Origin of the sequence: Streptomyces sp. NPDC014801 (genome assembly GCF_043082085.1) — a bacterium.
Classification (GTDB): Bacteria; Actinomycetota; Actinomycetes; order Streptomycetales; family Streptomycetaceae; genus Streptomyces.
In genome coordinates, this window is the sequence record NZ_JBIBXG010000004.1 from 335,832 (window position 1) to 362,455 (window position 26,624).

16 protein-coding genes and 2 pseudogenes are annotated in these 26,624 nt (G+C 73.4%); 12 read left to right on the forward strand and 6 right to left on the reverse strand.

Annotated features, from left to right (window positions below; all coding sequences use genetic code 11):
* Nucleotides 1–390: 390 nt before the first annotated feature.
* Nucleotides 391–1,339, reverse strand: a pseudogene (locus tag ACF1AL_RS11000) (ADP-ribosylglycohydrolase family protein); the annotation flags it as partial.
* A gap of 238 nt (nucleotides 1,340–1,577) precedes the next feature.
* On the opposite strand from ACF1AL_RS11000, the gene ACF1AL_RS11005 reads away from it, so the two are divergent.
* From ACF1AL_RS11005 to ACF1AL_RS11015, 3 genes are all read left to right on the forward strand, one after another.
* The gene (locus ACF1AL_RS11005; protein WP_366835869.1) at nucleotides 1,578–2,309 is read left to right on the forward strand and encodes a VIT1/CCC1 transporter family protein; all 732 of its coding nucleotides are present in this window, start codon (nucleotides 1,578–1,580) and stop codon (nucleotides 2,307–2,309) included.
* A 375-nt stretch (nucleotides 2,310–2,684) separates the two neighbouring features.
* Complete coding sequence (gene gltB, locus ACF1AL_RS11010; protein WP_391697471.1) at nucleotides 2,685–7,283, forward strand: glutamate synthase large subunit; 4,599 nt, start codon at nucleotides 2,685–2,687, stop codon at nucleotides 7,281–7,283.
* Complete coding sequence (locus tag ACF1AL_RS11015; protein ID WP_366835866.1) at nucleotides 7,276–8,739, forward strand: glutamate synthase subunit beta; 1,464 nt, start codon at nucleotides 7,276–7,278, stop codon at nucleotides 8,737–8,739. Before gltB ends, ACF1AL_RS11015 begins: the two co-directional genes overlap by 8 nt.
* Before the next feature lie 123 nt (nucleotides 8,740–8,862).
* Here ACF1AL_RS11015 and ACF1AL_RS11020 read toward each other — a convergent pair whose 3' ends face one another.
* Together ACF1AL_RS11020 and ACF1AL_RS11025 are read right to left on the reverse strand one after the other, a co-directional pair.
* The gene (locus tag ACF1AL_RS11020) at nucleotides 8,863–9,774 is read right to left on the reverse strand and encodes a chitosanase (protein WP_391825809.1); all 912 of its coding nucleotides are present in this window, start codon (nucleotides 9,772–9,774) and stop codon (nucleotides 8,863–8,865) included.
* 31 nt (nucleotides 9,775–9,805) lie between these two features.
* The gene (locus tag ACF1AL_RS11025) at nucleotides 9,806–10,729 is read right to left on the reverse strand and encodes a rhomboid family intramembrane serine protease (protein ID WP_391697463.1); all 924 of its coding nucleotides are present in this window, start codon (nucleotides 10,727–10,729) and stop codon (nucleotides 9,806–9,808) included.
* 147 nt (nucleotides 10,730–10,876) lie between these two features.
* On the opposite strand from ACF1AL_RS11025, the gene ACF1AL_RS11030 reads away from it, so the two are divergent.
* Nucleotides 10,877–11,602, forward strand: a complete 726-nt coding sequence (locus ACF1AL_RS11030; protein ID WP_391825810.1) for a vWA domain-containing protein — start codon at nucleotides 10,877–10,879, stop codon at nucleotides 11,600–11,602.
* A gap of 85 nt (nucleotides 11,603–11,687) precedes the next feature.
* Here ACF1AL_RS11030 and ACF1AL_RS11035 read toward each other — a convergent pair whose 3' ends face one another.
* The gene (locus tag ACF1AL_RS11035; protein ID WP_391778774.1) at nucleotides 11,688–12,152 is read right to left on the reverse strand and encodes a MarR family winged helix-turn-helix transcriptional regulator; all 465 of its coding nucleotides are present in this window, start codon (nucleotides 12,150–12,152) and stop codon (nucleotides 11,688–11,690) included.
* Between the two features lie 109 nt (nucleotides 12,153–12,261).
* Here ACF1AL_RS11035 and ACF1AL_RS11040 point away from each other — a divergent pair, with 109 nt between their 5' ends.
* A complete protein-coding gene (locus ACF1AL_RS11040) occupies nucleotides 12,262–13,701 on the forward strand; it encodes an MFS transporter (RefSeq protein ID WP_391825811.1) in 1,440 nt (479 codons plus the stop codon).
* A gap of 319 nt (nucleotides 13,702–14,020) precedes the next feature.
* On the opposite strand, the gene ACF1AL_RS11045 is transcribed toward ACF1AL_RS11040, so the two are convergent.
* Nucleotides 14,021–15,082, reverse strand: a complete 1,062-nt coding sequence (locus ACF1AL_RS11045) for a LacI family DNA-binding transcriptional regulator (protein ID WP_391820603.1) — start codon at nucleotides 15,080–15,082, stop codon at nucleotides 14,021–14,023.
* Between the two features lie 210 nt (nucleotides 15,083–15,292).
* Here ACF1AL_RS11045 and ACF1AL_RS11050 point away from each other — a divergent pair, with 210 nt between their 5' ends.
* Nucleotides 15,293–17,716 (forward strand): polysaccharide lyase 8 family protein, encoded by a 2,424-nt coding sequence (locus ACF1AL_RS11050; RefSeq protein ID WP_391697455.1) that lies wholly within the window; start codon nucleotides 15,293–15,295, stop codon nucleotides 17,714–17,716.
* An 18-nt stretch (nucleotides 17,717–17,734) separates the two neighbouring features.
* Here the strand turns inward: ACF1AL_RS11050 and ACF1AL_RS11055 are convergent, their stop codons facing one another.
* Nucleotides 17,735–18,631: a hypothetical protein gene (locus ACF1AL_RS11055; protein WP_366835858.1), complete on the reverse strand. Its 897-nt coding sequence runs from the start codon at nucleotides 18,629–18,631 to the stop codon at nucleotides 17,735–17,737.
* Between the two features lie 125 nt (nucleotides 18,632–18,756).
* Between ACF1AL_RS11055 and ACF1AL_RS11060 the strand changes: the two genes are divergently transcribed.
* The 6 genes and pseudogenes from ACF1AL_RS11060 to ACF1AL_RS11085 all read left to right on the forward strand — a co-directional run bounded on the left by ACF1AL_RS11060 (nucleotide 18,757) and on the right by ACF1AL_RS11085 (nucleotide 26,554).
* On the forward strand, nucleotides 18,757–19,152 hold the full coding sequence (locus ACF1AL_RS11060) for a chorismate mutase (RefSeq protein WP_391697452.1): 396 nt from the start codon (nucleotides 18,757–18,759) through the stop codon (nucleotides 19,150–19,152).
* A gap of 165 nt (nucleotides 19,153–19,317) precedes the next feature.
* Nucleotides 19,318–19,854 (forward strand): annotated as a pseudogene (locus tag ACF1AL_RS11065) (two-component system response regulator); the annotation flags it as partial.
* Nucleotides 19,855–20,063: 209 nt separating this feature from the next.
* Nucleotides 20,064–22,553, forward strand: coding sequence for an aminopeptidase N (gene pepN / locus ACF1AL_RS11070; protein ID WP_391697450.1), 2,490 nt, complete (start codon nucleotides 20,064–20,066; stop codon nucleotides 22,551–22,553).
* A 122-nt stretch (nucleotides 22,554–22,675) separates the two neighbouring features.
* Nucleotides 22,676–23,500: an NmrA family NAD(P)-binding protein gene (locus ACF1AL_RS11075; RefSeq protein ID WP_391697447.1), complete on the forward strand. Its 825-nt coding sequence runs from the start codon at nucleotides 22,676–22,678 to the stop codon at nucleotides 23,498–23,500.
* Between the two features lie 274 nt (nucleotides 23,501–23,774).
* Nucleotides 23,775–25,148 (forward strand): pyridoxal phosphate-dependent decarboxylase family protein, encoded by a 1,374-nt coding sequence (locus ACF1AL_RS11080; protein WP_391825812.1) that lies wholly within the window; start codon nucleotides 23,775–23,777, stop codon nucleotides 25,146–25,148.
* Nucleotides 25,145–26,554, forward strand: a complete 1,410-nt coding sequence (locus tag ACF1AL_RS11085) for a lysine N(6)-hydroxylase/L-ornithine N(5)-oxygenase family protein (RefSeq protein WP_391825813.1) — start codon at nucleotides 25,145–25,147, stop codon at nucleotides 26,552–26,554. Before ACF1AL_RS11080 ends, ACF1AL_RS11085 begins: the two co-directional genes overlap by 4 nt.
* Nucleotides 26,555–26,624 lie beyond the last annotated feature (70 nt).

The window sequence follows — 26,624 nt, forward strand, 5'->3', positions numbered from 1 at the left end:
CGGGCTGCACGGGCGCCGGGACCGGCTCCTCCGCCGCGTCCGGCACGAAGTCCGGCACGACGAGCGGCGGCACGGTGGTGCCGGTGCCGGTGCCGGTGCCGGTGCCCGTTCCGTCCCGGTCGGGGCCGGGCAGCGGCGTCGGCGGCGCGTCGGCCTCGGCTTCGTCGCTCGCCGGGACTCGCGCCGGTGGGGCGCCGCTGCCGGTCCTGTCGTTTTCCGCCACCGGCGTGGGCGGGGCGGTATGGGCGGGGGCCGTTTCCGGTGTCCGCGTCGGCGGGGCCTCGGTATGGGCGGGGACCGTTTCCGGTGTCCGCGTCGGCGGGGCGTCGGCATGGGCCGGGACCGTTTCCGGTGTCCGCGCCGGCGGGGTCTCGGTGCCGGTCCCGTCCCCTCCCGGTGCCAGCAGGTCCGCGATCTCCAGTACGTGCCGGCCCTTCATCGCCGGCAGGCACCTGCCCCGTACCGGGCCGATCGCCGACGCCCAGTCGGGCGGGATCGCCGCCACGCCCTGGGTCGCGCCCGCGAGGGCCCCGGCGACCGCGGCCGTCGTGTCGGCGTCGCGGCCCATGTTCACGGCCGTGAGCACCGCGTCGCGGAAGTCGCCGTCGGCGGCGGCGTACGCGCCGAAGGCCAGGGCGACCGCCTCGGGCGCGAGGTCGGTCCAGGGGTAGCCGCCGATGACGACGGCGGTGCGCACCGCGCGTTCGCCCCGGTGCGCGGCGGTCACGGCGCGCCGCAGGGAGCGGGCCGTCCAGGAGTCGTCGGGGACGACGGTGAGCGCGGCCGCGATCACGGCCTCGGGCGCGGCGCCGCCCATCGCCGCGGCCACCCCGGCGGCGACCGCCTGACCGCCGTAGATGCCCTCGCCGTCATGGCTGACGGAGCCGTCGATCGCGGCGAGCCGGGCGGCCTCGGCGGGGCGGCCCGCGGCGTGGACGCCGCAGACGGCGGCGCGCATGGCGAGCCCGTCGCTCCAGGCGTGCCGGTGCTGGGCGGAGATGGGCGCCGCGAGGCCCCGGCGCAGGTTCTCCAGCGTGCCGCGCTCGCTGAAGCCGGCGCCCCGGAAGGGCCCCTCGGCGCGGTCGGCGATCCACTCGTGCCAGGCCGCCTCCACATGGGCCGGCGTGAGGGCCGAGCCGTGCCGGGCGAGCAGCAGCCCGGAGAAGATCGTGTACTCGGTGTCGTCCGTGCCGGCGGGCTCGGCGGCGACGAAGCCGGTGATGCGGCCCCAGCGGGCGCGGATCTGGGAGGGCGTGAGGTTCTCCGCGGGCGCCCCGAGGGCGTCCCCGACGGCCAGCCCGAGCAGGGCACCGCGGGCCCGCTCACGGATCGAGGCCATGGCGGCGTCACCTCCGGGGGATCCCGTCGAGGGGTGCGAACCCTTTGCGGAGGTGTGCCACGGCGGCCGTGCCGTATCGCGAGCCGGGCCGCGCTGTCACCCGGTCGGCGTGCAAAACCGCAGGTTAGCCCAGCCTTTCCTTGCTGGCGACGGAGGAATCACCGGCGTAGATTTGGCGTTGTCATAAGTTGGAATCAGTCCAAACTTAGCTTTGCCTTAGCTTTCTTGGGGGACCCCCGTGGCCATCATCGAGACCCAGGCGGCGCTGCACGAGGCGCACCGCGACAACCACACCCACCGCGACGTCAACGGCGGCTGGCTGCGCCCCGCCGTCTTCGGCGCGATGGACGGCCTGGTCTCCAATCTCGCCCTGATGACCGGCGTCGCGGGCGGCGCCGTCAGTCCGCACACGATCGTGCTGACCGGGCTCGCGGGCCTGGCCGCGGGGGCGTTCTCGATGGCGGCCGGCGAGTACACCTCCGTCGCCTCCCAGCGCGAGCTGGTCGAGGCGGAACTGGACGTCGAGCGCCGCGAGCTGCGCAAGCACCCCGCAGACGAGGAGGCCGAGCTCGCCGCCCTCTACGTGGCGCGCGGCGTCGAGCCGGAGCTGGCCCGCGAGGTCGCCCGGCAGCTGTCGAAGGACCCCGAGCAGGCGCTGGAGATCCACGCCCGCGAGGAGCTGGGCATCGACCCGAGCGACCTGCCGTCGCCGCTGGTCGCGGCCGTGTCCTCGTTCGGATCCTTCGCGCTGGGCGCCCTCCTGCCCGTCCTGCCCTACCTGCTCGGCGCCACCGCGCTGTGGCCGGCCGTCCTGCTCGCCCTGTTCGGGCTGTTCGCCTGCGGTGCCGTGGTCGCGAAGGTCACCGCGCGCAGCTGGTGGTACAGCGGTCTGCGCCAGCTCGCGCTGGGCGGTGCGGCGGCCGGTGTGACGTACGCCCTGGGCACTCTGTTCGGAACGGCCGTAGGATAAGCAGGCTGGTACTTATGCGAGGGACCGCATAAGTTCTCTATTACCCGCTGGTTTCAGCAGCATGACGGCGGGGCATGAGCCGTAAGCACTGTGGGCAATGAGGCCTGCGGCGCACCTCCGGGGCGTGCGACGCCGCCCGTCCCGGCAGCGGGCCGAGGGACATCGATCTGTCCCTGTCGTCCCCCACCACACTTTCCGCCCCGGGGCTGCGTCAACCCCGCCCACGCACCCCGCGGCGTCCGCATGCTGGAACGGAGTATCCGGTTCCCGAGAACCGCTCCATCATGTAACCTGCACGAAATTTTGAGACACGCAGAGGGCCAACGTCGTCCCTCGGCACCTGAAACATGCCACCTGACGACGACGGGAGAGCCGATGCGTACGCCGCGCCAGCCGTCCCAGCACTCCACGAACGGCCAGAACTGGTCGTTCATGGATGCTCGCCCTGCTGCGCAGGGTATGTACGACCCCCGCAACGAGCACGACGCCTGCGGCGTCGGCTTCGTCGCCACCCTCACCGGCGAGGCGTCCCACACGCTGGTCGAGCAGGCCCTCACCGTCCTGCGCAACCTGGAGCACCGCGGTGCCACCGGCTCCGAGCCCGACTCGGGCGACGGCGCGGGCATCCTCTCCCAGGTGCCGGACGCGTTCCTGCGCGAGGTGGCCGGATTCGAGCTGCCCGAGGCCGGCGCCTACGCCGTCGGCATCGCCTTCCTGCCGGAGGACGGCACCACCGAGGCCGTCTCGCAGATCGAGACGATCGCCGCCGACGAGGGCCTCACCGTCCTCGGCTGGCGCGAGGTCCCGGTCGCCCCGGAGCTGCTCGGCGCCACCGCCCGCTCCACCATGCCGGCCTTCCGCCAGCTCTTCGTCACCGACGGCGCGAGCAAGGACATCGCCCTGGACCGCAAGGCGTTCGTGCTGCGCAAGCGCGCCGAGCGCGAGGCGGGCGTCTACTTCCCGTCGCTGTCCGCGCGGACCATCGTCTACAAGGGCATGCTGACCACCGGCCAGCTGGAGCCCTTCTTCCCGGACCTGTCCGACCGCCGCTTCGCCTCCGCGATCGCGCTCGTGCACTCCCGGTTCTCCACGAACACCTTCCCGTCGTGGCCGCTCGCGCACCCCTACCGCTTCGTCGCCCACAACGGTGAGATCAACACCGTCAAGGGCAACCGCAACTGGATGCGCGCCCGCGAGTCGCAGCTGGTCTCCGACCTGTTCGGCTCCTCCGAGAAGGCCCTCGAGCGGATCTTCCCGGTCTGTACCCCGGACGCCTCCGACTCCGCCTCCTTCGACGAGGTGCTGGAGCTGCTGCACCTCGGCGGCCGTTCCCTGCCGCACTCGGTGCTGATGATGATCCCGGAGGCGTGGGAGAACCACGACTCCATGGACCCGGCCCGGCGCGCCTTCTACCAATTCCACTCCACGATGATGGAGCCCTGGGACGGCCCCGCCTGCGTCACCTTCACCGACGGCACCCAGGTCGGCGCCGTGCTCGACCGCAACGGCCTGCGCCCCGGCCGCTACTGGGTCACCGACGAGGGCCTCGTCGTCCTCGGCTCCGAGGTCGGCGTCCTCGACATCGACCCGGCCAAGGTCGTCCGCAAGGGCCGCCTGCAGCCCGGCAAGATGTTCCTCGTCGACACCGCCGAGCACCGCATCATCGAGGACGACGAGATCAAGGCGCAGCTCGCCGCCGAGCAGCCCTACGCCGAGTGGCTGGAAGCCGGCGAGATCGAGCTGTCGGACCTGCCCGAGCGCGAGCACATCGTCCACACCCACGCCTCGGTCACCCGCCGCCAGCAGACCTTCGGCTACACCGAGGAGGAGCTGCGCGTCATCCTCGCGCCGATGGCCCGCACGGGTGCGGAGCCGATCGGCTCGATGGGCACCGACTCGCCGATCGCCGCCCTCTCCGAGCGCCCGCGGCTGCTCTTCGACTACTTCACCCAGCTGTTCGCGCAGGTCACCAACCCGCCGCTGGACGCGATCCGCGAGGAGCTGGTCACCTCCCTGCGCAGCTCGCTCGGCCCGCAGGGCAACCTGCTGGAGCCCAGCGCCGCCTCCTGCCGCTCCGTCGTGCTGCCCTTCCCGGTGATCGACAACGACGAGCTGGCCAAGCTCATCCACATCAACGCCGACGGCGACATGCCCGGCTTCAAGGCCGCGACCCTCTCCGGCCTGTACCGGGTGCACGGCGGCGGCGAGGCCCTGGCCGCGCGCATCGACGAGATCTGCGCCGAGGCCGACGCGGCCATCGAGAACGGCGCCCGCCTGATCGTCCTCTCGGACCGGCACTCCGACGCCGAGCACGCGCCGATCCCGTCGCTGCTGCTCACCGCGGCCGTCCACCACCACCTCATCCGCACCAAGCAGCGCACCCACGTGGGCCTGCTGGTCGAGGCCGGCGACGTCCGCGAGGTCCACCACGTCGCCCTGCTCATCGGCTACGGCGCCGCCGCCGTCAACCCCTACCTGGCGATGGAGTCGGTGGAGGACCTGCTGCGCGCGGGCACCTTCCTGAACGGCCTGGAGACCGAGAAGGCGATCAAGAACCTGATCTACGCCCTCGGCAAGGGCGTGCTGAAGGTCATGTCCAAGATGGGCATCTCCACCGTCGCCTCCTACCGCGGCGCCCAGGTCTTCGAGGCCGTCGGCCTGGACGAGACCTTCGTCGAGAAGTACTTCAACGGCACCACCACCAAGATCGGCGGCGTCGGCATCGACGTCATCGCCCAGGAGGTCGCCGCCCGTCACGCCAAGGCCTACCCGGCCTCCGGCATCGCTCCCGCGCACCGCGCGCTGGAGATCGGCGGCGAGTACCAGTGGCGCCGCGAGGGCGAGCCGCACCTGTTCGACCCGGAGACGGTCTTCCGCCTCCAGCACTCCACGCGCACCGGCCGCTACGACATCTTCAAGAAGTACACCGAGCGCGTGAACGAGCAGTCCGAGCGCCTGATGACGCTGCGCGGCCTGTTCGGCTTCAAGTCCGACCGCGGCCCGATCCCGATCGACGAGGTCGAGCCGGTCTCCGAGATCGTCAAGCGCTTCTCCACCGGCGCCATGTCGTACGGCTCCATCTCCAAGGAGGCGCACGAGACCCTCGCCATCGCCATGAACCAGCTGGGCGGCAAGTCCAACACCGGTGAGGGCGGCGAGGACCCGGAGCGCCTGTACGACCCGGCGCGCCGCTCGGCGATCAAGCAGGTGGCCTCCGGCCGCTTCGGCGTGACGAGCGAGTACCTGGTCAACGCGGACGACATCCAGATCAAGATGGCCCAGGGCGCCAAGCCCGGCGAGGGCGGCCAGCTGCCCGGCCACAAGGTCTACCCGTGGGTCGCCAAGACGCGTCACTCGACGCCGGGCGTCGGCCTGATCTCCCCGCCGCCGCACCACGACATCTACTCCATCGAGGACCTGGCGCAGCTGATCCACGACCTGAAGAACGCGAACCCGCAGGCGCGGATTCACGTGAAGCTGGTCTCCGAGGTCGGCGTCGGCACGGTCGCGGCGGGTGTGTCCAAGGCGCACGCGGACGTGGTGCTGATCTCCGGCCACGACGGCGGCACCGGTGCCTCCCCGCTCACCTCGCTCAAGCACGCGGGCGGCCCCTGGGAGCTCGGCCTCGCCGAGACCCAGCAGACGCTGCTGCTCAACGGCCTGCGCGACCGGATCGTGGTGCAGACCGACGGCCAGCTCAAGACCGGCCGTGACGTGGTCATCGCCGCGCTGCTGGGCGCCGAGGAGTTCGGTTTCGCGACCGCCCCGCTGGTCGTCTCCGGCTGCGTGATGATGCGCGTGTGCCACCTGGACACCTGCCCGGTCGGCATCGCCACCCAGAACCCGGTGCTGCGCGAGCGCTTCAGCGGCAAGGCCGAGTTCGTGGTGAACTTCTTCGAGTTCATCGCGCAGGAGGTCCGCGAGCTGCTGGCCGAGCTGGGCTTCCGCTCCATCGAGGAGGCCGTCGGCCACGCCGAGATGCTCGACGTCGAGCGGGCGGTCGACCACTGGAAGGCGCAGGGCCTGGACCTGGAGCCGCTCTTCCACGTGCCCGACCTGCCCGAGGGCGCGGTCCGCCACCAGCTGATCGCCCAGGACCACGGCCTGGAGAAGGCCCTGGACAACGAGCTGATCAAGCTGGCCGCCGACGCCCTGGCCGCGAACGACGCGACCGAGGCCCAGCCGGTGCGCGCCCAGGTCGCCATCCGCAACATCAACCGCACGGTCGGCACCATGCTCGGCCACGAGGTGACGAAGAAGTTCGGCGGAGCGGGCCTGCCCGACGACACCATCGACATCACCTTCACCGGCTCCGCCGGCCAGTCCTTCGGCGCCTTCGTCCCGCGCGGCATCACGCTGCGCCTGGAGGGCGACGCGAACGACTACGTCGGCAAGGGCCTGTCCGGCGGCCGGATCGTGGTCCGCCCGGACCGAGCCGCCGACCACCTCGCCGAGTACAGCGTCATCGCGGGCAACACGCTCGGGTACGGCGCGACGGGCGGCGAGATGTTCCTGCGCGGCAAGGTCGGCGAGCGCTTCTGCGTCCGCAACTCCGGCGCGCTGGTCGTCTCCGAGGGCGTGGGCGACCACGGCTGCGAGTACATGACCGGCGGTCACGCGGTCGTCCTCGGCGAGACGGGCCGCAACTTCGCGGCCGGCATGTCCGGTGGCGTCGCGTACGTCATCGACCTGGACCGCGACAACGTCAACGCCGGCAACCTCGGCGCGATCGAGGCGCTGGACGAGGCGGACAAGCAGTGGCTGCACGAGGTCGTGCGCCGCCACCAGGAGGAGACCGGCTCGACCGTGGCCGAGAAGCTGCTGGCCGAGTGGGACACCGCCGTCGAGCGCTTCAGCAAGATCATCCCCAGCACGTACAAGGCAGTGCTCGCCGCCAAGGACGCCGCCGAGCGAGCCGGTCTGTCCGAGACCGAGATCACCGAGAAGATGATGGAGGCGGCGATCAATGGCTGACCCGAAGGGCTTTCTGAACCACGGCCGCGAGGTCGCCAAGTCCCGTCCGGTCGAGGAGCGCGTCAAGGACTGGAACGAGGTCTACGTCCCCGGCTCGCTGCTGCCGATCATCTCCAAGCAGGCGAGCCGCTGCATGGACTGCGGCATCCCGTTCTGCCACAACGGCTGTCCGCTCGGGAACCTCATCCCCGAGTGGAACGACTACGCCTACCGCGAGGACTGGGGCGCCGCCTCCGAGCGGCTGCACGCCACCAACAACTTCCCGGAATTCACCGGCCGCCTGTGCCCGGCGCCCTGTGAGTCGGCGTGCGTGCTCGGCATCAACCAGCCGCCGGTCACCATCAAGAACGTCGAGGTCTCGATCATCGACAAGGCGTGGGAGACCGGGGACGTCGTCCCGCAGATCCCCGAGCGCCTGTCCGGCAAGACCGTCGCCGTCGTCGGCTCGGGCCCCGCGGGCCTGGCCGCCGCCCAGCAGCTGACCCGGGCCGGCCACACCGTGGCCGTGTACGAGCGCGCCGACCGCATCGGCGGCCTGCTGCGCTACGGCATCCCCGAGTTCAAGATGGAGAAGCGGCACATCAACCGCCGTATCGAGCAGATGCGCGCGGAGGGCACCCGCTTCCGGACCGGCATCGAGATCGGCCGCGACCTGAAGGCCACCGACCTGAAGAAGCGGTACGACGCGGTCGTCCTGGCCGTCGGCGCCACCACCGCCCGCGACCTGCCCGTGCCGGGCCGCGAGCTCAAGGGCATCTACCAGGCGATGGAGTACCTGCCGCTGGCCAACAAGGTGCAGGAGGGCGACTTCGTGGCGCCCCCCATCTCGGCCGAGGGCAAGCACGTCGTCGTCATCGGCGGCGGCGACACCGGCGCCGACTGCGTGGGCACCGCCCACCGCCAGGGCGCGGCCTCGGTCACGCAGCTGGAGATCATGCCGCGCCCGAGCGAGGAGCGGCACCCGGTCAACCAGCCCTGGCCGACCTTCCCGATCCTGTACAAGGTCACCTCGGCCCACGAGGAGGGCGGCGAGCGGATCTACTCCGCCTCCACCACCCACTTCGAGGGCGACGAGGACGGCAACGTCCAGTGGCTGCACCTGAGCGAGGTGGAGTTCGTCGACGGCAAGCTGACCTCCAAGCCGGGCACCGAGCGCAAGATCCCGGCCCAGCTGGTCACCCTCGCCATGGGCTTCACCGGCACCGACCGGGAGAACGGCCTGGTGGAGCAGTTCGGCCTGGAGCTCGACGAACGCGGTAACATCGCCCGCGACGCCGACTTCCAGACGAACGTGCCCGGCGTGTTCGTCGCCGGTGACGCCGGCCGCGGTCAGTCCCTGATCGTGTGGGCGATCGCGGAGGGCCGCTCGGCCGCCCGCGGCGTCGACCGCTTCCTGACCGGGGCCAGCGAACTGCCGGCCCCGATCCGCCCGACGGACCGCGCGCTCGCGGTCTGACGGACCCGGTGACCCTTCGGGGTCACCACCCCTGACGTCCCGTACAACGGCGTGCGGAACACAGACGGCGCCTGCCCTGTCCCCGACCGGACTTCGGGCAGGCGCCGTCGCCTTTCCGGGCCGCTACGGCACCCGGTACGTCTCCCCGTACACCCGCCAGGCCAGCGGCGTGTCCAGGTCCAGATTGCCGGCGTCCAGCCAGCGGCGCTGGGCGGTGTCGACGCGGGAGGTGTCCTGGGTGGTCCGGCGCTCCTTCATCGCCGCGCGCCGCACGTCCAGGAAGACACCGAGGTAGGCCTTCTCGTCGCCGCCCTGCGCCGGGGTCTTCGCCTGCCGCATCGCGCGCTCGCGCAGCACGTAGAAGCCGTCGGCGTCGACGCCCGGGCCGTGGAAGACCATCGCGTCGTAGTAGACGAACTGGCCGAGCGTGCCCAGGCCGTCGAGCTTGGCCAGGCGCACCGCCGGCTCGAAGTACACCTGGTCGCGTTCGTCCTCCTGCGCCCGGCGGAAGGCCGGCAGCTTCGCCTCCGCCTTCCAGGCCGCGGTGAAGCCCGGGTCCAGGCCCTCGTGGGAGGCGGTGCCGTCCACCGCGCGCAGCGCCGGCAGAAAGCGCGCCAGGCCGTTGTCCGGGTGGTCCTTCGTGTAGCGCTCGACGAGGCTGAGCAGGTCGTGGGTGCCGGTGCAGAAGCCGATGATGCCGGCCGTGTATCCGCAGCCGTCGCCGATGTCCTCGACGAAGCCGTAGGAGTCGCGCCAGTTCAGCGTGGAGTTCTCGGTGCTGGCGACGATGCGCTGCGCCAGCTCCTTCTTGGCGGGCGCGGCCAGCCCCGGCGGCGCGTCGGCGAGCACCTCCGCGTCCTCCGAGCGTTGCGAAGGGCCGTGCTCGGCCCGGGTCTTGGCGTCCCGGGGGGACTCCTGCGCGCTGGACGCGGCGCCGCCCGGGGAGCCGCCGCCGTCCTGCGGGGCGAGGAAGGCGAACGCCGCCACCGCGACGACGGGGAGGGCGGCCAGCGTCAGGCAACCGGTGCGTTTCATGGTTCTCGTCTCCCTGCTCGCATCCCCCGGCTCAGGCGGCGGCCGAGGTCAGTTCCGCCACTTTGCCCCACGCGCACAGGGCGAGCAGCGCCAGCACCACGACACAGGCGCCCGCCTGCACCAGGGCGCGGCGCCCGTCGCGCGGCGCGTAGGCGTACGCCAGCGTGACCAGGCCGCCGGTCAGCAGGCCGCCGAGGTGGCCCTGCCAGGAGGTCAGGCCGGCGGAGATCAGCAGCCACAGCAGCAGGAAGCCCATGAACCGGTTGACCTGCCGCAGGTCGCCGCCCATGCGCCGGGCGAGGACGTAGTAGGCCGCGCCCAGGCCGAAGATCGCGCCCGAGGCGCCCACCGACTCCACCGCCGGGTCGGCGATCAGCAGCTCCAGCACCGAACCGCCGAGCGCGGACAGCAGATACAGCGCGAGGTAGCGGACCCGGCCGAGCAGAGCCTCGGTCACGCGCCCGATCTGCCACAGCGCGAGCATGTTCATCACGATGTGCGCGATGCCGAAGGTGCCCTCGGTCGGCGGCGAGTGCAGGAAGGCGCCGGTGAGCAGCCGCTCCCACTCGCCGGCCACGAGGCCCTCGGCGTGGTAGCCGGCCGGGAAGCCGCCGACGTACACGTAGTGGCCGCCGTCCGGGCCGACCAGGCGGGCGCCGAGCATGGAGAACCGGTCGACGATCTCCGGCCGCACCAGCTCGCCGAGGTAGGCGAGCACGTTGAGCCCGATCAGCACGCAGGTGAGCACCGGCGTCGCCGCGACCTTGCCGCCCACGACCGTGCGGGCCTGCCGCACCGAGCGGGCGCCCTCCTTGACGCACTCCACGCACTGGTGGCCGACCGCCGCCTCGCGCATGCAGTCGGGACAGATGTAGCGCTCGCAGCGGGTGCAGCGGACGTAGGACTCCACCTTCGGATGGCGGTAGCACGTGGTGACGGCGGACTCGGGTTCCACGCCGGCTCCTTGCAGTGGTGGGACGGACGGTGAGCCGGTGGGGACGGCGGCGAACAAAATAGCGAACGCCCGTGACTCGTGGGAGGTCAGGGGCGGTTGTGGCGTACCCTCGCACCCGAAGTCCACGAAGCCGAGGGGGAGCCGCGCGTGGCCGCGATCAGTCTGACCAAGGTGGAGGAGACCGCGCCCGCGCTGGTCAGCCTCTACAAGGCCGCCGGGGCCTCGCTCACCGGGCACGGGCTGCAAGGGCAGCGGGCCGCCGTCTACCTCGTCGTCGACTACTCGGGCTCCATGAAGCCGTACTACAAGGACGGCAGCGTGCAGGCGCTCGCCGACCGGGTGCTGGCCCTGTCCGCGCACCTCGACGACGACGGCACCGTCCCGGTCGTCTTCTTCTCCACGGACGTCGACGCGGTCACCGACATCGCGCTGGCCGACCACCGAGGGCGCGTCGAGCGGATCGTGGCCGGGCTCGGGCACATGGGCAAGACCAGCTACCACCTGGCCATGGACGCCGTCATCGACCACTACCTGGACAGCGGCGCCACGGACCCCGCCCTGGTGGTCTTCCAGACCGACGGCGGCCCGATCAACAAGCTCGCCGCGGAGCGCTACCTGTGCAAGGCGGCACGGCTACCGCTGTTCTGGCAGTTCGTCGGCTTCGGCGACCCGCACAGCAAGCAGTTCGACTTCCTGCGCCGGCTCGACGACCTCGCCGTACCGGACAAGCGGATGGTCGACAACGCCGGCTTCTTCCACGCGGGCGAGGACCCGCGCACGGTCTCCGACGCCGAGCTCTACGACCGGCTGGTGGGCGAGTTCCCCCAGTGGCTGGCGGCGGCCCGCGCCCGGGGCATCGTGCGAATCCCCTGACCGGCGCGCTTCACCCGGGCGCCTCCGCCGCCGTCCCGTCCACCCCCCGGCGCCGGCTCCCGGCACCCTGGGAGCCCTAGGACACCTAGGACCCGGTGAGCCGGGCCGCTGCCGCGCGCTGCCGCTCGGCCATCACCGTCAAGAACCGCACCACGGTGTCGAGTTCCTCGGTGGTGAAGTCCTCGCAGACCTCGACGATGTCGCGGGCCCAGTCCTCGAAGAATTCGGCGAGATCGCCGATCCGGTCGCGTTCCAGCTCCACCAGCACCCGGCGCTTGTCCGTCGGGTGCTTCACGCGCCGCGCGAACCCCTTGGCCTCGAGGCGGTCCACCAGCCCGGTCACGGAGGCGGGGGCCAGGCCGGTCAGCCGCGCGAGGTCCTTGGCGGTCAGCGGACCGTGCCGCTCCAGCAGGTCGAGGGTCTTCTCCTCGGTGGCGTTGAGTCCCTGCTTGGCGGCGATCGCCGAGTGGAACATCACCGTCACGCCGCTGTGCTCCCGTCCCGCGGCCATCAGCCGCTCCAGGGTCTCGGTCCGCTTCCCATCCGACATGGCGCCATCGTAGCGGGAATTTAGTTCGCTCGAACGAACGACTTGCGACCAAGCTCGTGTGCGTGCAACTCTTTCGTTAGTCCGAACGAAATAAAAGGGGGAGTCACCCATGTCCACACCGGCGCTCACCAGCACAGCACCGGCCACGGCGCCGCATCCGCGCCGCTGGGCCGCGGCCATCGTGATGACGACCGCGGCCCTCATGGACCTGCTCGACGTGACGATCGTCAACGTCGCCGTCCCGTCCATCGCCCGTGACCTGCACGCCTCGGCCGGCGACCTGCAATGGCTGGTCTCGGCCTACCTGCTCGGCTTCGGGGCGACCCTGATCGTCTCCGGCCACCTCGGCGACCGCTACGGCCGCCGCGGCCTGTTCCTCACCGGCACCGCCGGCTTCGGCCTCGCGAGCCTGGCCTGCGGGCTCGCCCAGTCGCCGGGGCAGCTCATCGCCGCGCGAGCCGTGCAGGGCGTGCTCGCCGCCGTCCTCGTCCCGCAGGTCATCGGCTCCTTCCGGACGCTCTTCGTCGGCAGGGAGCGCGGCGCGGCCTTCGGGATGTACGGCGCCGTCTCGGGCTTCGCCTCCGCGGTGGGGCTGCTGCTGGGCGGCCTGCTCACCGACGCCGACCTCTTCGGCTGGGGCTGGCGCTCGGTGTTCCTGGTCAACGTGCCCATCGCGGTGGCCACCTTCCTCGGCGGCCTGCTCCTGGTCCCGGCCACGAGGGAGCGCTCGGCCGGACGCCCCGACGTCCTCGGCAGTGTGCTGCTCGCGGCGGGTCTGGTGGCGATCGTCCTGCCGTTGGTGCAGGGCCGCGAGAACGGCTGGCCGCTGTGGGGCTGGCTCTGCCTGGCCGCGGGCGTGTGCGCGGTCGCGGGTCTGGGCGTGTACGAGGCGCGCCGCCACGCCGGCCACATCACCCCTCTCCTGCCGGCGCGCGCCTTCCGCCTGCCCGCGTTCTCCCTCGGCGTCCTCGTCCAACTCCTCTTCTCCGTCGGCATGCAGGGCTTCTTCCTGGTCTTCGCGATCTGGCTGCAGGCCGGTGAGCGGTACACGCCGATGCAGGCCGGGCTGGTGACGGTGGCGTTCTCGGTCGGCGGCTTCCTGACCGCGCCGGTCGCCGACTCCCTCGCCACGCGGTACGGGCGGGCGGTGCTGGGCGCGGGGGCGCTGCTGATGGCCGCCGGCTTCGGCGGCATCTGGGTGGCCGTCGCCCACGCCTCGGCCCCGCACACCGGGGCGTGGCCGCTGGTCCCGGGGCTGCTGGTGTCCGGCGCCGGCCTGGGCTTCCTCGTCGTCCCGCTGGTCAACGTGGTCCTGTCGGCCGTCCCCGCCGACCTCGCGGGCGGCGCGTCCGGGATCTTCTCGACGGCGCAGCAGTTCGGGGGCGCGCTGGGTGCGGCGGCGGTCGGCACGGTCTTCTTCGGCCACGCGGACCACGGGCTGTCGGAGGCCCTGACGACGGCGATGCCGTGGGTGACGGCCGCGTTCGTGCTCTGTGCGGTGCTGACCCCGGCGCTGCCGAAGACCGCGGTGACCGGTCAGGGGGAGTGAACGGGCAGGGCGAGTGAACGGGGGAGGGGGAGCGAACGGGGGAGGCGCGCGTGAGCCCGTCCGCGGGTCCGCGCGCCCGCGCCGGCAGCTCGCCGGGCTCCCGCACCCCGCGGCTCCGGTCATCCACCGGGCTCCCGCACCCCGCGGCTCTGGTCAGCCGCCGGACTCGCACCCCGCGGCTCCGGCCGCCCGCCGGGCTCCCGCACCCCGCGGCTCCGGCCGCCCGCCGGGCTCCCGCACCCCGCGGCTCCGGCCGCCCGCCGGGCTCCCGCACCCGCGGCTCCGGTCACCCGCCCGGCTCCCGCACCCGCGGCCACGGTTACCCGCTGGACTCCCGTACCCGCAGCTCCGGCAGGATCGTGACGCGGTGCCGTGCGCGGTCGGGATCCGCCAGCCGGCGGGCGAGGAGGTCGACCGCGGCCGCCCCCACCGCGTGCTTGGGCGGGGCCACCGCGCTCAGCGGGATGTCGGCCAGCGCGGCGACCTCGTCGTCGTACGCCACGACCGCCACCTCCTCGGGCACCCGCACCCCGGCCGCGCGCAGCCGCTGCAGCAGCACGATCGCGTCCCGGTCGTTGTGCACGAGCGCCGCGTCGAAGCGTCCCGCCGCCGCGGCCTCGGTGAACTCCCGCAGCACCCGCTCCCGTTCCTCCGGCCGCCCCGGCGCCGGCAGCCGGAACACCGAGGACTCCGCTCCGGCCAGCCCCACCGCCGCCAGGCCGGCGAGGAAGCCCTCGCGCACCGCGTCCCGGTGCGGGCTGTCCTCCCGCAGCAGCAACCCGATCCGCGTCCGCCCGGCCCCGGCCTCCGCGAGGTGCCGCACCGCGATCCGCGCGCCGTACGCGTGGTCGCTGACGACCTGTTCGGCGTCGATGGCGTCGTCCCCGGCCCGCCGCTCCACCAGCACGTACGGCACCCCGGCGTCGTCCGGCACGCTCACTTCGCCCGCCGGCCCGCACGGAGTGATCAGCAGGCCGTCGACGCCCTCGGCGAGCAGGTGCCGCACCTGCGCCCGCTCCTGCTCCGGGTCGTACTGCGTGATCCCCAGCACCAGCCGGATGCCCCGCTCGGCGGCCGCCTCCCGGGCGCCCTTGATGACCTCGGGGAAGTAGTAGTCGGCGGCGGGCACGACCAGGCCGGCCACGCGTTCCCGCCCGCCCGGCCCCACGGACCGCGACGCCGGGGCCGCGCCCGCGGCCGTCTCCGGCAGCACCGCGCCGCCGTGCACCCGCGCCAGCAGACCGCGCTCGGCCAGCACCTCCACGTCGCGGCGCACGGTGATGGAGGAGACGCCCAGCTCCGCGGCCACGTCACGGACCCGGACCGAGCCGTTCTCGCGCAGCCTGCGCAGGATCTCGCGATGCCGTTCCTCGGCGTGCACGTAACCGACGCTCCCCTCGTCCGCCCTCGCGCCCCGGCTCCCGACCGGTCGCTGCTCCTCCCCGGAGTGTAGCCCGCGCCTGATCGGTTCTGAACACCTCTGTTCATTTGATCAATCTGGTGAAGTTTGCGCGATTGATTGCTCACCCCTGTTCGTTCGTGTTAGAAACCGCTTCACCCCGTCACGTCCTCTCCTCGGAGGTACGTCCCCATGCCCCGTCCCACCCGCCGCACCCTCCTGCGCGCCGCCCTCGCCGGCGCCGCCACCACCCCGCTGCTCCTGGCCGCCCCGGCCCGGGCGGCGGACGCGGGCGGCACCGAAGACGCCTACGACACCCTCCGCCACACCTGGCGCGACCTCCTGCTCGGCACCGGCTTCGACGCCACCGCCGAGCCCTACGCCGGCCGCCTCGCCGCCCTCGGCGCCACCGCCACCGGCCTGCGCGCCACGATGCGGCAAGCGCCCGGCTCCCTGTGGCCCGACCTCCCCTACGCCGACCCCGACCCGGACACCGACAGCGAGTCGTACACCTACTCCGGGAACCTCACCACCAGCTACACCCGCCTGCGCACCCTCACGGAGGCCTACGCCCAGCCCGGCACCGGTCTCACCGGCGACCCGGACCTGCTCGGCGAGATCCTCGCCGGCCTCGACCATCTGCACGCCGAGGGGTACAACGCCGGCCAGGCCCGCTACGGCAACTGGTGGAGCTGGCAGATCGGCATCCCGCAGGCCCTCCTCGACATCGCCGCCCACCTGTACGACCACCTCGGCGCCACCCGGATCGCCGACTGGACCGCCGCCGTCGACCACTTCGTCCCCGACAGCGCGGTCGCCCAGTACACCGGCACCTCCACCGGCGCCAACCGCGTCGACCTGTGCCGGGTCCTCGCCCTGCGCGGCGTCGTCGGCAAGAACGCCGCCAAGATCGCCCTCGCCCGCGACGCCCTCAGCCCCGTCTTCCCGTACGTGACCTCCGGCGATGGCCTCTACGCCGACGGAAGCTTCATCCAGCACACCTACGTCCCCTACGCCGGGTCCTACGGCGCCGTGATGCTCGGCGGGCTCTCCCTGCTGTTCGCGCTGCTGGAGGGCTCCGCCTGGGAGGTCACCGACCCGGGCCGGCAGGTCGTCCTCGACTCCGTGGAGAAGGCCTACGCGCCGTTCCTCTTCAACGGCCTGGCGATGGACGGCGTCTCCGGCCGCGCGGTCAGCCGCGGCGTGCAGAAGAGCGACACCCGCGGCGTCCTCCAGGACGACCACCTGCGCGGACACGGGATCATCGCCTGCATCGCGCTGCTCGCCCGCAGCGCCTCCCCGGGCGAGCGCACCCGCTGGGAGAGCATGATCAAGGGCTGGATCGCCCGGGAGTACTACCGGCCGCTGCTCGCCAGCGACGCGCTCGGCGTGGCCCAGCTCGCCCGGCTGAAGGCCATCGCCGACTCCGGTGCGAGCGCCGCCCCGGAACCCGTCGGCCACCGCCTCTTCCCCTGCATGGACCGGGCCGTGCACCGCCGCCCCGGATGGGCCGCGACCGTCTCCATGGCGTCGAAGCGGATCACCTACTACGAGAACGGCAACGGCGAGCACCTGCGCGGCTGGCACAGCGGTTCCGGAATGCTCTACTGGTGGGGCGACACCTTCGGCAACGGCCAGTACAGCGACAGCTTCTGGGCCACCGTCGACCCGATGCGGCTGCCCGGCACCACCGCCTCCCGCAAGCCCCTCGCCGACGGCGAGGGCGGCGCCTGGGGCGCGGCACGGCCCGACGTGCGCTGGGTCGGCGGCGCCACCGACGGCACGTACGCGGCCGTCGGCCAGTACCTCAAGGGCCTGTCCTCCACGATGCAGGCCAAGAAGTCCTGGTTCTTCCTCGACGACATGATCGTCTGCCTCGGCGCCGGCATCACCGGCCGCGACGGCACCGGCGTCGAGACGATCGTCGACAACCGCAACCTCGGCGCGAGCGGCAGCCACGCCCTCACCGTCGACGGCCGCGTCCAGCCCACCACCCTCGGCTGGAACGCCGGCTTCACCGGTGCCCGCTGGGCCCACCTGGACGGCTTCGGCGGCTACCTCTTCCCCGGCGGAGCCGACGTGAAGGCCCTGCGCGAGGCCCGCACCGGCTCCTGGTCCGCCATCAACACCGGCGGCACCACCGACCCCGTCACCCGCCGCTACCTCACCCTGTGGTGCGACCACGGCACCGACCCGACGGCCGCGGGCTACGCCTACGCGATCCTGCCCGGCGCGAGCGCCCGGCAGACCGCCGCCCGCGCCGACGACGCCGGGCGGCTGAAGATCCTCGCCAACACGGGCGACCAGCAGGGCCTGTGCGCCCCGGCCCTCGGCTTCACCGGCGTCAACTTCTGGCTGCCCGGCACCGTCGGCGACGTCACCGCGAGCGCCCCCGCGAGCGTCGTGATCCGCCGGAGCGGCGGCACCGCCACCGTCTGCGTCTCCGGCCCCCTGCGCGACGGCGCGGCCATCGACCTCACCTGGGACCGTCCGGTCGCGGCGGTGACGTCGGCCGACCCCACGGTCCAGGTCCTCGCCACCGGAAGCTCACTGCGGCTGCGGATCACACCCGGCACCCTGGGCGCCGTACACAAGGCGCGAGTCGCCCTCGCCTAGGGACTTTCGCCACAGGCTTTAGGTGTCGCACTCCAGCACCGTCCGGCACAGGGAGCACCGGGCGCGGACCCGGCCCCGCACCGGCACCCTGATCCGCTGATGGCAGGTCGGGCACGGGAACGACACCCGCAACGGCCCGTGCCCGTCCGGGCTGAAGCGGTACGGCACCGCGTCCGCCGCCGGTACGCGCGCGTCCTCCTGCGCATGGCGCCGGTCGCGCGCGTACCGCCGGCGCCCCGCCCAGCCGGCCGCCGTCAGCGGCGGCTGCCGCTCGTCCCGGCGGGCCCGCGCGAGCCCCTCGGCATACGCCTCGTACGCCCGCGCGCTGGTGAACCACGTCGAGGGGTCCTCGCCGAACAGCAGCGACCGCTTCGCCAGCACGTACCCGAACTCCTCCGGCGTGAGGTAGCCCAGCTTCTGCGACGACGCCCCGTCCTCCCGGTAGGCGTCCAGCAGCAGCCAGCCCGCGCCGAGGTACGTCGTCGCGGTGTCCGTGAGGATCTCGTTCTCCCGCGTCCCCGCGAACGCCAGATCCAGCCGGTGCAGGTACACATGCATGATCTCGTGCGCCAGGGCCGCCCCGATGTCCCGCCGATGCGTACGGAACCGGTCATTCAGCTCCACGAAGTACTCGGGTCCGGCGGTGAGTTCGATGTTCGCCGCGTGCGTCATCTCCCGGAAGGAGACGATCAGCCGCGCGTCCGGCAGCCGGTAGTGCCGCACCAGTTCCCGCGCCACCCGCTGCGCCCCCAGATACAGGTCGTCGGTGTCGCAGAACGCCACGTCCACCGGCGCCACGCTCGTCGCGAACGTGCGGATGGTGTCGTACGACAGGCGCTTGTACAGCGCCGTGATCGCGGCCCGCACCGTCTCCAGGTGCGGGTAGCCGTGCCGGACCGGTCCGCCGTTGGCCACGCCCAACCCCCAAGCCGCCTGAACCCGCTTCCACTGTACGCAGCCGCCGCCCGGCCGCCGACCGTCCGGCGAAGGCCGATCCTCGCTGGTCGGGCGGTACCCCGGACGCACTAGGGTGGACCGCCATGACCATCAGCAACACCGGTACCGGTGACGTCGACCCGGCCGTCCGCGCCGAGCTCACCCGGCTGCGCGACAGCATCGACAACATCGACGCCGCCGTCGTCCACATGCTCGCCGAGCGCTTCAAGTGCACCCAGCAGGTCGGCCACCTCAAGGCCGCCCACCAGCTCCCGCCGGCCGACCCCGACCGCGAGGCCCGGCAGATCGCCCGCCTGCGCGGCCTCGCCGAAAGCGCCAAACTCGACCCCGCGTTCGCGGAGAAGTTCCTGAACTTCATCGTCGCCGAGGTCATCCGCCACCACGAGCGGATCGCCGAGGACACCGCGAACGGCACGTCCGCCGCGGCGCCCGGCCCCGCCGTCTCCGGCTCCGGCCCCACGCCCCGCCCGGCGCACTGAGCCCTGCCACTCCCGGCGAACCGGCCCCCTGCCCGCTCCCGGCGAACCGGCCCCTGCCGCCCCCGGCGCACGGATCCGGCCACCGCGTGCACGAACCGTGAGCCGACCGGCACCCCGCGTCAGCGCACCGACGTAAGCTGGACGCCCCGGAGGGGAGGTCGGGCCATGCCGCCGGATGCCGAGATTCTCATCGTCGACGACCACCAGGGCACCCTGTACGCCCTGGAGAGCGCCCTGGCCCCGCTCGGCTACCGCCTGGGCCGGGCCACCAGCGGCGACGCGGCGCTCAAACAGCTGCTGCGCGGCCGTGTCGGGCTGCTCCTGCTGCAGGTGCGCACCCCCGGCACCGGCGCCCTGGAGGTGGTGCGCTACATGCGCCGCCTGGAGCAGACCCAGCACATCCCCGTCGTCCTGCTCACCGGCTTCAGCCCCGACCCGGAACTGGCCTCCGCCGCCTTCGCCCTGGACGTCGCCGCCGTCCTCGGCACCCCCGTCGACCCCTGGACGCTGCGCACCCACGTCCGCCACCTCTACGACGGCCACCAGCGCCGGCTCGCCCTGGAGGCGGAGGTCCGCCGGCTGCGCGCCCTGCTCGACGACCCGGGCCGCGCGGCGCAGGCACCGCTGCCCCATCCCGACAGCCGGCGCACGGGCGTACCGCAGCAGCGCGACCCGGGCCGCCCGGCCCCGGCCGCGCCCGGCGCCCGCGCGGAGACCGCTTCCGCCCCCGGGACCGCTTCCGCTCCCGGGACCGCTTCCGCCGCGAGGACCACCCCGGGCCCCGCCGCGGGGACCGCGCCCGGCTCCGCCGCCCCGCGCCCCGCCCGGTCGGCTCCGGCGCACGAGGGGACATAGGCCGCGTACCGAACCGCCCCTGTGCGATGCCGGTGCCATCAGGCAGCATGTCCTGCATGTCCGTACTCACGCGCGACGAAGCGCAGACCCGTGCCCAGCTCCTCGACGTCCACCGGTACACGATCGACCTCGATCTGACGACCGGCGACGAGACCTTCGACTCCCGCACCCTGATCCGCTTCACCGCCCGGACGGACGCGGACACCTTCGTGGAGCTGAAGCCGGCCGAGCTGCGCACCGTCACCCTGGACGGACACCCCCTCGACCCCGAGAGCCTCGACGGCAACCGGCTGCCGCTGAAGAACCTGACCGCCGGCGAGCACGAGCTGCGCGTCCACGCCGCCATGCGCTACTCCCGCACCGGCGAGGGCATGCACCGCTTCACCGACCCCAGCGACGGCGAGACGTACGTCTACACCCAGCTGTTCATGGAGGACGTGCAGCGCGTCTTCGCCGCCTTCGACCAGCCCGACCTCAAGGCCGTCTTCGACCTCACGGTGACCGCGCCCGAAGGCTGGACCGTCCTCGCCAACGGCGTCACCGAGCAGCTCGCCGACGGCCGCTGGAAGGCCGCGTCCACGCCGCTGATCTCCACCTACCTCGTCGCCGTCGCCGCCGGCCCCTGGCACTCGGTGCGCACCGAGCACCGCGGCCTGCCCTTCGGCATCCACTGCCGCCGCTCGCTCGCGCCCCACCTCGACGCCGACGCCGAGGAGATCCTCGACATCACGCGCGCGTGCTTCGACCGCTACCACGAGAAGTTCGCCGAGCCCTACCCCTTCGACTCCTACGACCAGGCCTTCGTGCCCGAGTTCAACGCCGGCGCCATGGAGAACCCCGGCCTGGTCACCTTCCGCGACGAGTTCGTCTACCGCTCCGCCGTCACCGACACCGAGCGGCAGACCCGCGCCATGGTCATCGCCCACGAGATGGCCCACATGTGGTTCGGCGACCTCGTCACCCTCAAGTGGTGGGACGACATCTGGCTCAACGAGTCCTTCGCCGAGTACATGGGCTACCAGACCACCCTGGAGGCCACCCGCTTCACCCAGCCCTGGGTCGAGTTCGGCGTCACCCGCAAGGCCTGGGGCTACGACGCCGACCAGCGCCCCTCCACCCACCCCGTCGCCCCCGACGCCGTCCCCGACACCGCCTCCGCGCTGCTCAACTTCGACGGCATCTCCTACGCCAAGGGCGCCTCCGCGCTGCGCCAGCTCGTCACCTGGCTCGGCGAGAAGGACTTCCTCGCCGGCATCAACACCCACTTCGCCCGGCACCGGTTCGCCAACGCCACCCTCGCCGACTTCATCGACTCCCTCGCCTCCGCCACCGACCGCGACGTCCACGCCTGGGCCGAGGCCTGGCTGCGCACCACCGGCGTCGACACCCTCACCCCGCGCATCAGCGGCAGCAACGGCGACCGCGTGCTCACCGTCGACCACGCCGGCAGCCGCCCGCACCGCATCGCCGTCGGCCTGTACGACCAGGACCTCACCGACGAGGGCCGGCTCATGCTGCGCGAACGCGTCGAGATCGACGTCCCGCTCACCGAGCCGCAGCCGCTCGGCAAGAAGCCCGCCCTGCTGCTCCTCAACGACGGCGACCTCACCTACGCCAAGGTCCGCTTCGACGCCGGCTCCTTCGACACCGTCCGCGCCGCCCTGTCCGGGCTGCCCGACGCGCTCACCCGCGCCGTCGTGTGGAACGCCCTGCGCGACGCCGTCCGCGACGGCGAACTGCCGCCCACCGCCTACCTCGAGGCGGCCCGCGCCCATCTGCCGCACGAGCGGGACCTCGCCCTCGTCCAGGGCGTCCTCGCCTTCGCCCACGGCCAGATCGCCGACCGCTACGTCCAGCCCGGACAGCGGCCCGCCGCCCTGGCCACCCTTGCCGACCTGTGCCGCGACCTCATCCGCCGCACCGAGGACGGCGACCACCCCGGCCTGCGCCTGATCGCCGTACGCCACTACATCGACACCGCCGCCCACCCCGACACCATCGCCGCCTGGCTCGCCGACGGCACCGTGCCCGGCGGCCCCGAACTCGACCCCGAGCTGCGCTGGCGCGTGCTGACCCGGCTCGCCGTCCTCGGCGCCGTCGACGAGGCCACCATCGCCGCCGAACTGGACCGGGACCCGTCCGCCACCGGCCAGGAGGGCGCCGCCCGCTGCCGGGCCGCGCTGCCCGAGGCCGACGCCAAAGCCCGTGCGTGGGAGGCCATGTTCGGCGGCGACGACCTGTCCAACTACCTGTTCACCGCCACCGCCCAGGGCTTCTGGCAGCCCGAACAGGCCGACCTCGTACGGCCCTACGTCGAGCGCTACTACGCCGACGCGGTCGCCGTCGCCGCCCGCCGCGGCCCCGCCATGGCCGACGCCGCCGGCCGCTGGGCGTTCCCCGTGCACGCCGTCGACGCCCACACCCTGCGCCTGGGCGAGGAGTGCCTGCGCGACGCCGACCCCATCCCCGCCCTGCGCCGCAAGCTCGCCGACCAACTCGACGACCTGGCCCGGGCGTTGCGGGTGCGCGGGGAGGCGGGGGAGTAGGACCACAGGCGTAGGGCACGGCAGCCGGTGGCTGCTCCCTGACGACGATGCGCGGGGCCGATCACTGCTTCTAGGCTCGCACCAGCAGTAAGCGGAACCACCCCTCCATGTCAGGAGACACCGTGATCGCAGTCACCGGCGCCACCGGCAACGTCGGCCGTGCCCTCGTCCACCGCCTGCTCGCCGCCGGCGCCCCCGTGCGGGCCCTCACCCGCGACCCGGCGCGGGCCGGCCTGCCCGAGGGCGCCGAGGTCGCCGCCGTCGGCCAGGGCGACCCCGCCGCCCTGTTCGACGGCGTCAGCCGGGTCTTCCTCTACGCCCAGTCCGCGGAGCTGCTGCCCGCGATCCGCGCCGCCGGCGTCCGCCACGTCGTGCTGCTGTCCTCCGCCATCATCCAGGAGGGCGCCGACGACCCCACCCACCCCATCCACGTCATGCACGCGCGCGTCGAGGAGCAGCTGCGCGAGAGCGACCTGGAGTGGACCTTCCTGCGGCCGGGCGCCTTCGCCGCCAACGCGCTGCAGTACGCGCCGCAGATCCGCGCCGGCCGCACCGAGGTCCGCGGTGTCTTCGCCGAGGGGCGCAGCGTGCCCATCCACGAGGACGACATCGCCGCCGTCGCCGAACGCGCCCTCCTCGACGACGGCCACGAGGGCGCCGTGTACCGCCTCACCGGCGCCGAGGAGATCACCAACGCCGGGCAGATCGCCGCCCTCGGCCACGCCCTCGGCCGCGACCTGCGCTTCGTGGAAATCCCGGCCGAACAGGCGCGCGCCGAACTCTTCCCGCACGTACCGCCGCAGATGCTCGACCGGCTGCTGCAGACCTTCGCCGAGACCGTCGGCACCCCGCAGGAGATCACCCCCACGGTCGAGAAGATCACCGGCAGCCCCGCCCGCACCTTCGCCGACTGGGCCGCCGACCACACCGCCGACTTCCGGAACTGATCCCTCAGGGCCTGTCCGACCCTGGCCGGCCACCCTTGCCGGCCGCCCCTTCCCGGCCGCCCCTTCCCGTCCACCCCGGCCCGTCCACGCCGGGGCCGGACAGGCCCTCGGCCCCGGCCGCTCCTCCCGGCCGCGGGACACCGCCCCTACCTCCCGGCACGCCGCCCCCGCAAGGACGTACCCCCTTTGGGGTCGCGATCGTTGGACATCCGGGCGCGCCCGCATTCCGTGCGTACACGCTGGAACCCCGTCCCGCGGCCGCCCGGAGGATCCCATGAGCACGCCGCCCCTCGCCTCGGGGCCCGAAGGCCCCGGCGCCCTGCGTCCCCTGCTCGACACCGTCCTCGACGCCCTGCACGACGGCACCCGCGCCCGCGGCGGCCCGCTGCCCGCCGGCGGACCCGGCCAGGTCGCCGTACGCCTGCGCGAGGCCATCACAGACGTCCTGCCCGAGGACGGCGACCCCGGCGCCCTGCGCGCGCTGGTCACCGCCCTCGCCGCCGGCGCCGCCGACCCCGCCCACCCGCTGTGCGCCGCCCACCTGCACTGCCCGCCCCTCGCGGTCGCCACCGCCGCCGACCTCGCCGCCTCCGCCCTCAACCCCTCCCTCGAATCCTGGGACCAGGGCCCCGCCGCCTCCGCCCTCGAAGCCCTCGTCACGCAGGCGCTCGCCCGGCTCGCGGGCACCGCCGACGCGCTCTTCACCAGCGGCGGCACCGAGTCCAACCAGCTCGCCCTGCTCCTGGCCCGCGAACGGCACGGCGCGGGTCTGCGCCTGGTCACCGGGGCCAACGCCCACCACTCCCTGGCCCGCGCCGCCTGGCTCCTCGGCCTGCCCGACCCCGTGATCGTGCCCGCCCCCGGCGGCACCCTCGACCCCGCCGCCCTCGACGAGGCCCTCACCCACGTCCCCGGCCCCCACCTCGTCGCCGCCACCGCCGGCACCACCGACGCCGGCCTCATCGACCCGCTGCCCGACATCGCCGCCCGCTGCGCGGCCCACGGCGCCCGCCTGCACATCGACGCCGCCTACGGGGGCGGACTCCTCTTCAGCGACCGCCACCGCCCCGCGCTCGCCGGGCTCGACGCCGCCCACACCGTCACCCTCGACCTGCACAAACTCGGCTGGCAGCCGGTCCCCGCCGGTGTCCTCGCCGTCCGCGACGCCGCCGACCTCGCCGCCCTCGGCCAGCGCGCCGACTACCTCAACGCCGACGACGACACCGACGCCGGCCTGCCCGACCTCCTCGGCCGCTCCCTGCACACCACCCGCCGCCCCGACGTACTGAAGATCGCCGCCACCCTCACCACCCTCGGCCGGCGCGGCGTCGGCGCCCTCGTCGACCGGGTCCTCGACCTCGCCCAGGAACTCGCCGCCCTGGTCAAGGACCACCCCGCCTTCGAGCTCCACGACACCCCCACCCTCAGCACCGTCCTCTTCCGCCCCGCCGGCGCCCCCGACGAGGCCGTCGCCGCCCTGCGCCGTGCCCTCCTCACCGAGGGCCGCGCCGTCCTCGGCCGCGCCAGCCTCGACGGCCGCCTCTGGCTGAAGGCCACCCTCCTCAACCCCTGCACCCGCACCGGCGACCTGGCCGCCCTCCTCACCCTCGTCCAGGACGCACTCGTGGAAGGAACCACTCCCCGATGACCCCGCCCCCCACCGCGCCCGACACCCCCCGCGACCTCGTCGGCATCGGCATCGGCCCCTGCAACCTCTCCCTCGCCGCCCTCGCCCAGCCGCTCGCCGAACTCGACACCGCCTTCTACGAACAGCGCCCCGGCTTCGACTGGCACCCCGGGCTGCTCCTGGACGGCACCACGCTCCAAGTGCCCTTCCTCGCCGACCTGGTCACCCTCGTCGACCCCGCCAGCCGCTGGACCTTCCTCAACCACCTCAAGGCCCGCGACCGGCTGTTCCCCTTCTACTTCGCCGAGCGCTTCCACATCCAGCGCGCCGAATACGACGCCTACTGCCGCTGGGTCGCGGCGAACCTCCCCGGACTGCACTTCCGCCACCAGGTCGACGCCGTCCGCTGGAACCCCGAACGCGAGGTCTTCGAGGTCGACTACACCCAGCTCGACGCCGACGGGGAGGCCGAGGCCCTCGGCCGCACCCACACCCGCAACATCGTCCTCGGCGTCGGCACCGAACCCCACGTCCCCGAACCGCTCCGGCCCCTCGCCGACGCCCCCGGCGTACCCGTCGTCCACGCCGCCGACTACCTCGGCCACCGCGAACGCCTCCTCGCCGCCGAGCACATCACCGTCGTCGGCTCCGGCCAGTCCGGCGCCGAGGTCTTCCTCGACCTGCTCCGCCACCGCCCCGCCGGCCGGGAACGGCTCACCTGGATCGGCCGCACCGAGGCCTTCGCCCCCATGGAGTACTCCAAGCTCGGCCTGGAACACTTCACCCCCGACTACACCCGCTACTTCCACGCCCTCGCCGAACCCGTCCGCGACCAGCTCGTCGCCGCCCAGTGGCAACTCCACAAGGGCATCGGCGCCGACACCCTCGCCGCCATCCACGACGAGCTCTACCGCCGCACCCTCGACGGCGGCTGGCCCGACGCCGTCCTCACCCCCGGCGTCCGCGTACGCACCGCCGGCCGCCTCGCCACCACCAAGGTCGAACTCCACCTCGAACACATCCAGCAGGGCACCCGCACCCGCCTCACCACCGACGCCGTCGTCCTCGCCACCGGCTACCGCGAACGCCCCCTGGACCGGCTGCTCGCCGGCCTGGACCCCTACCTGCGCCGCGACAGCTCCGAACGCCCCCGCGTCGACGAGCACTTCCGCCTCGTCCTCGACCCCTCCGTCACCGGCTCCGTCTACGTGCAGAACGCCGAACGCCACACCCACGGCGTCGGCGCCCCCGACCTCGGCCTCGCCGCCTGGCGCAGCGCGACCATCCTCAACTCCCTCACCGGCAAGGAGACCTACCCCCTGCCGTCCCGCACCGCCTTCACCACCTTCGGGCTGCAGCGCTCCGAGCGGCTGCCCTCCGGCCGCCGCCCGCCCGAGCACCTCACCCCGCTCGTCGACGGACGCTGAACCGCGGCCCGAAACGGCGGCGCCGGCGAGGAAGCCCTCGCCGGCGCCGCCGTCCGACCCCTGCCGGACC

Coding starts and splice junctions, on each gene's coding strand:
- gltB (WP_391697471.1), top strand. CDS start 2,685: ATGCGTACGCCGCGCCAGCCGTCCCAGCACTCCACGAACGGCCAGAAC.
- ACF1AL_RS11015 (WP_366835866.1), top strand. CDS start 7,276: ATGGCTGACCCGAAGGGCTTTCTGAACCACGGCCGCGAGGTCGCCAAG.
- ACF1AL_RS11020 (WP_391825809.1), bottom strand. CDS start 9,774: ATGAAACGCACCGGTTGCCTGACGCTGGCCGCCCTCCCCGTCGTCGCG.
- ACF1AL_RS11035 (WP_391778774.1), bottom strand. CDS start 12,152: ATGTCGGATGGGAAGCGGACCGAGACCCTGGAGCGGCTGATGGCCGCG.
- ACF1AL_RS11040 (WP_391825811.1), top strand. CDS start 12,262: ATGTCCACACCGGCGCTCACCAGCACAGCACCGGCCACGGCGCCGCAT.
- ACF1AL_RS11050 (WP_391697455.1), top strand. CDS start 15,293: ATGCCCCGTCCCACCCGCCGCACCCTCCTGCGCGCCGCCCTCGCCGGC.
- ACF1AL_RS11060 (WP_391697452.1), top strand. CDS start 18,757: ATGACCATCAGCAACACCGGTACCGGTGACGTCGACCCGGCCGTCCGC.
- pepN (WP_391697450.1), top strand. CDS start 20,064: ATGTCCGTACTCACGCGCGACGAAGCGCAGACCCGTGCCCAGCTCCTC.
- ACF1AL_RS11080 (WP_391825812.1), top strand. CDS start 23,775: ATGAGCACGCCGCCCCTCGCCTCGGGGCCCGAAGGCCCCGGCGCCCTG.
- ACF1AL_RS11085 (WP_391825813.1), top strand. CDS start 25,145: ATGACCCCGCCCCCCACCGCGCCCGACACCCCCCGCGACCTCGTCGGC.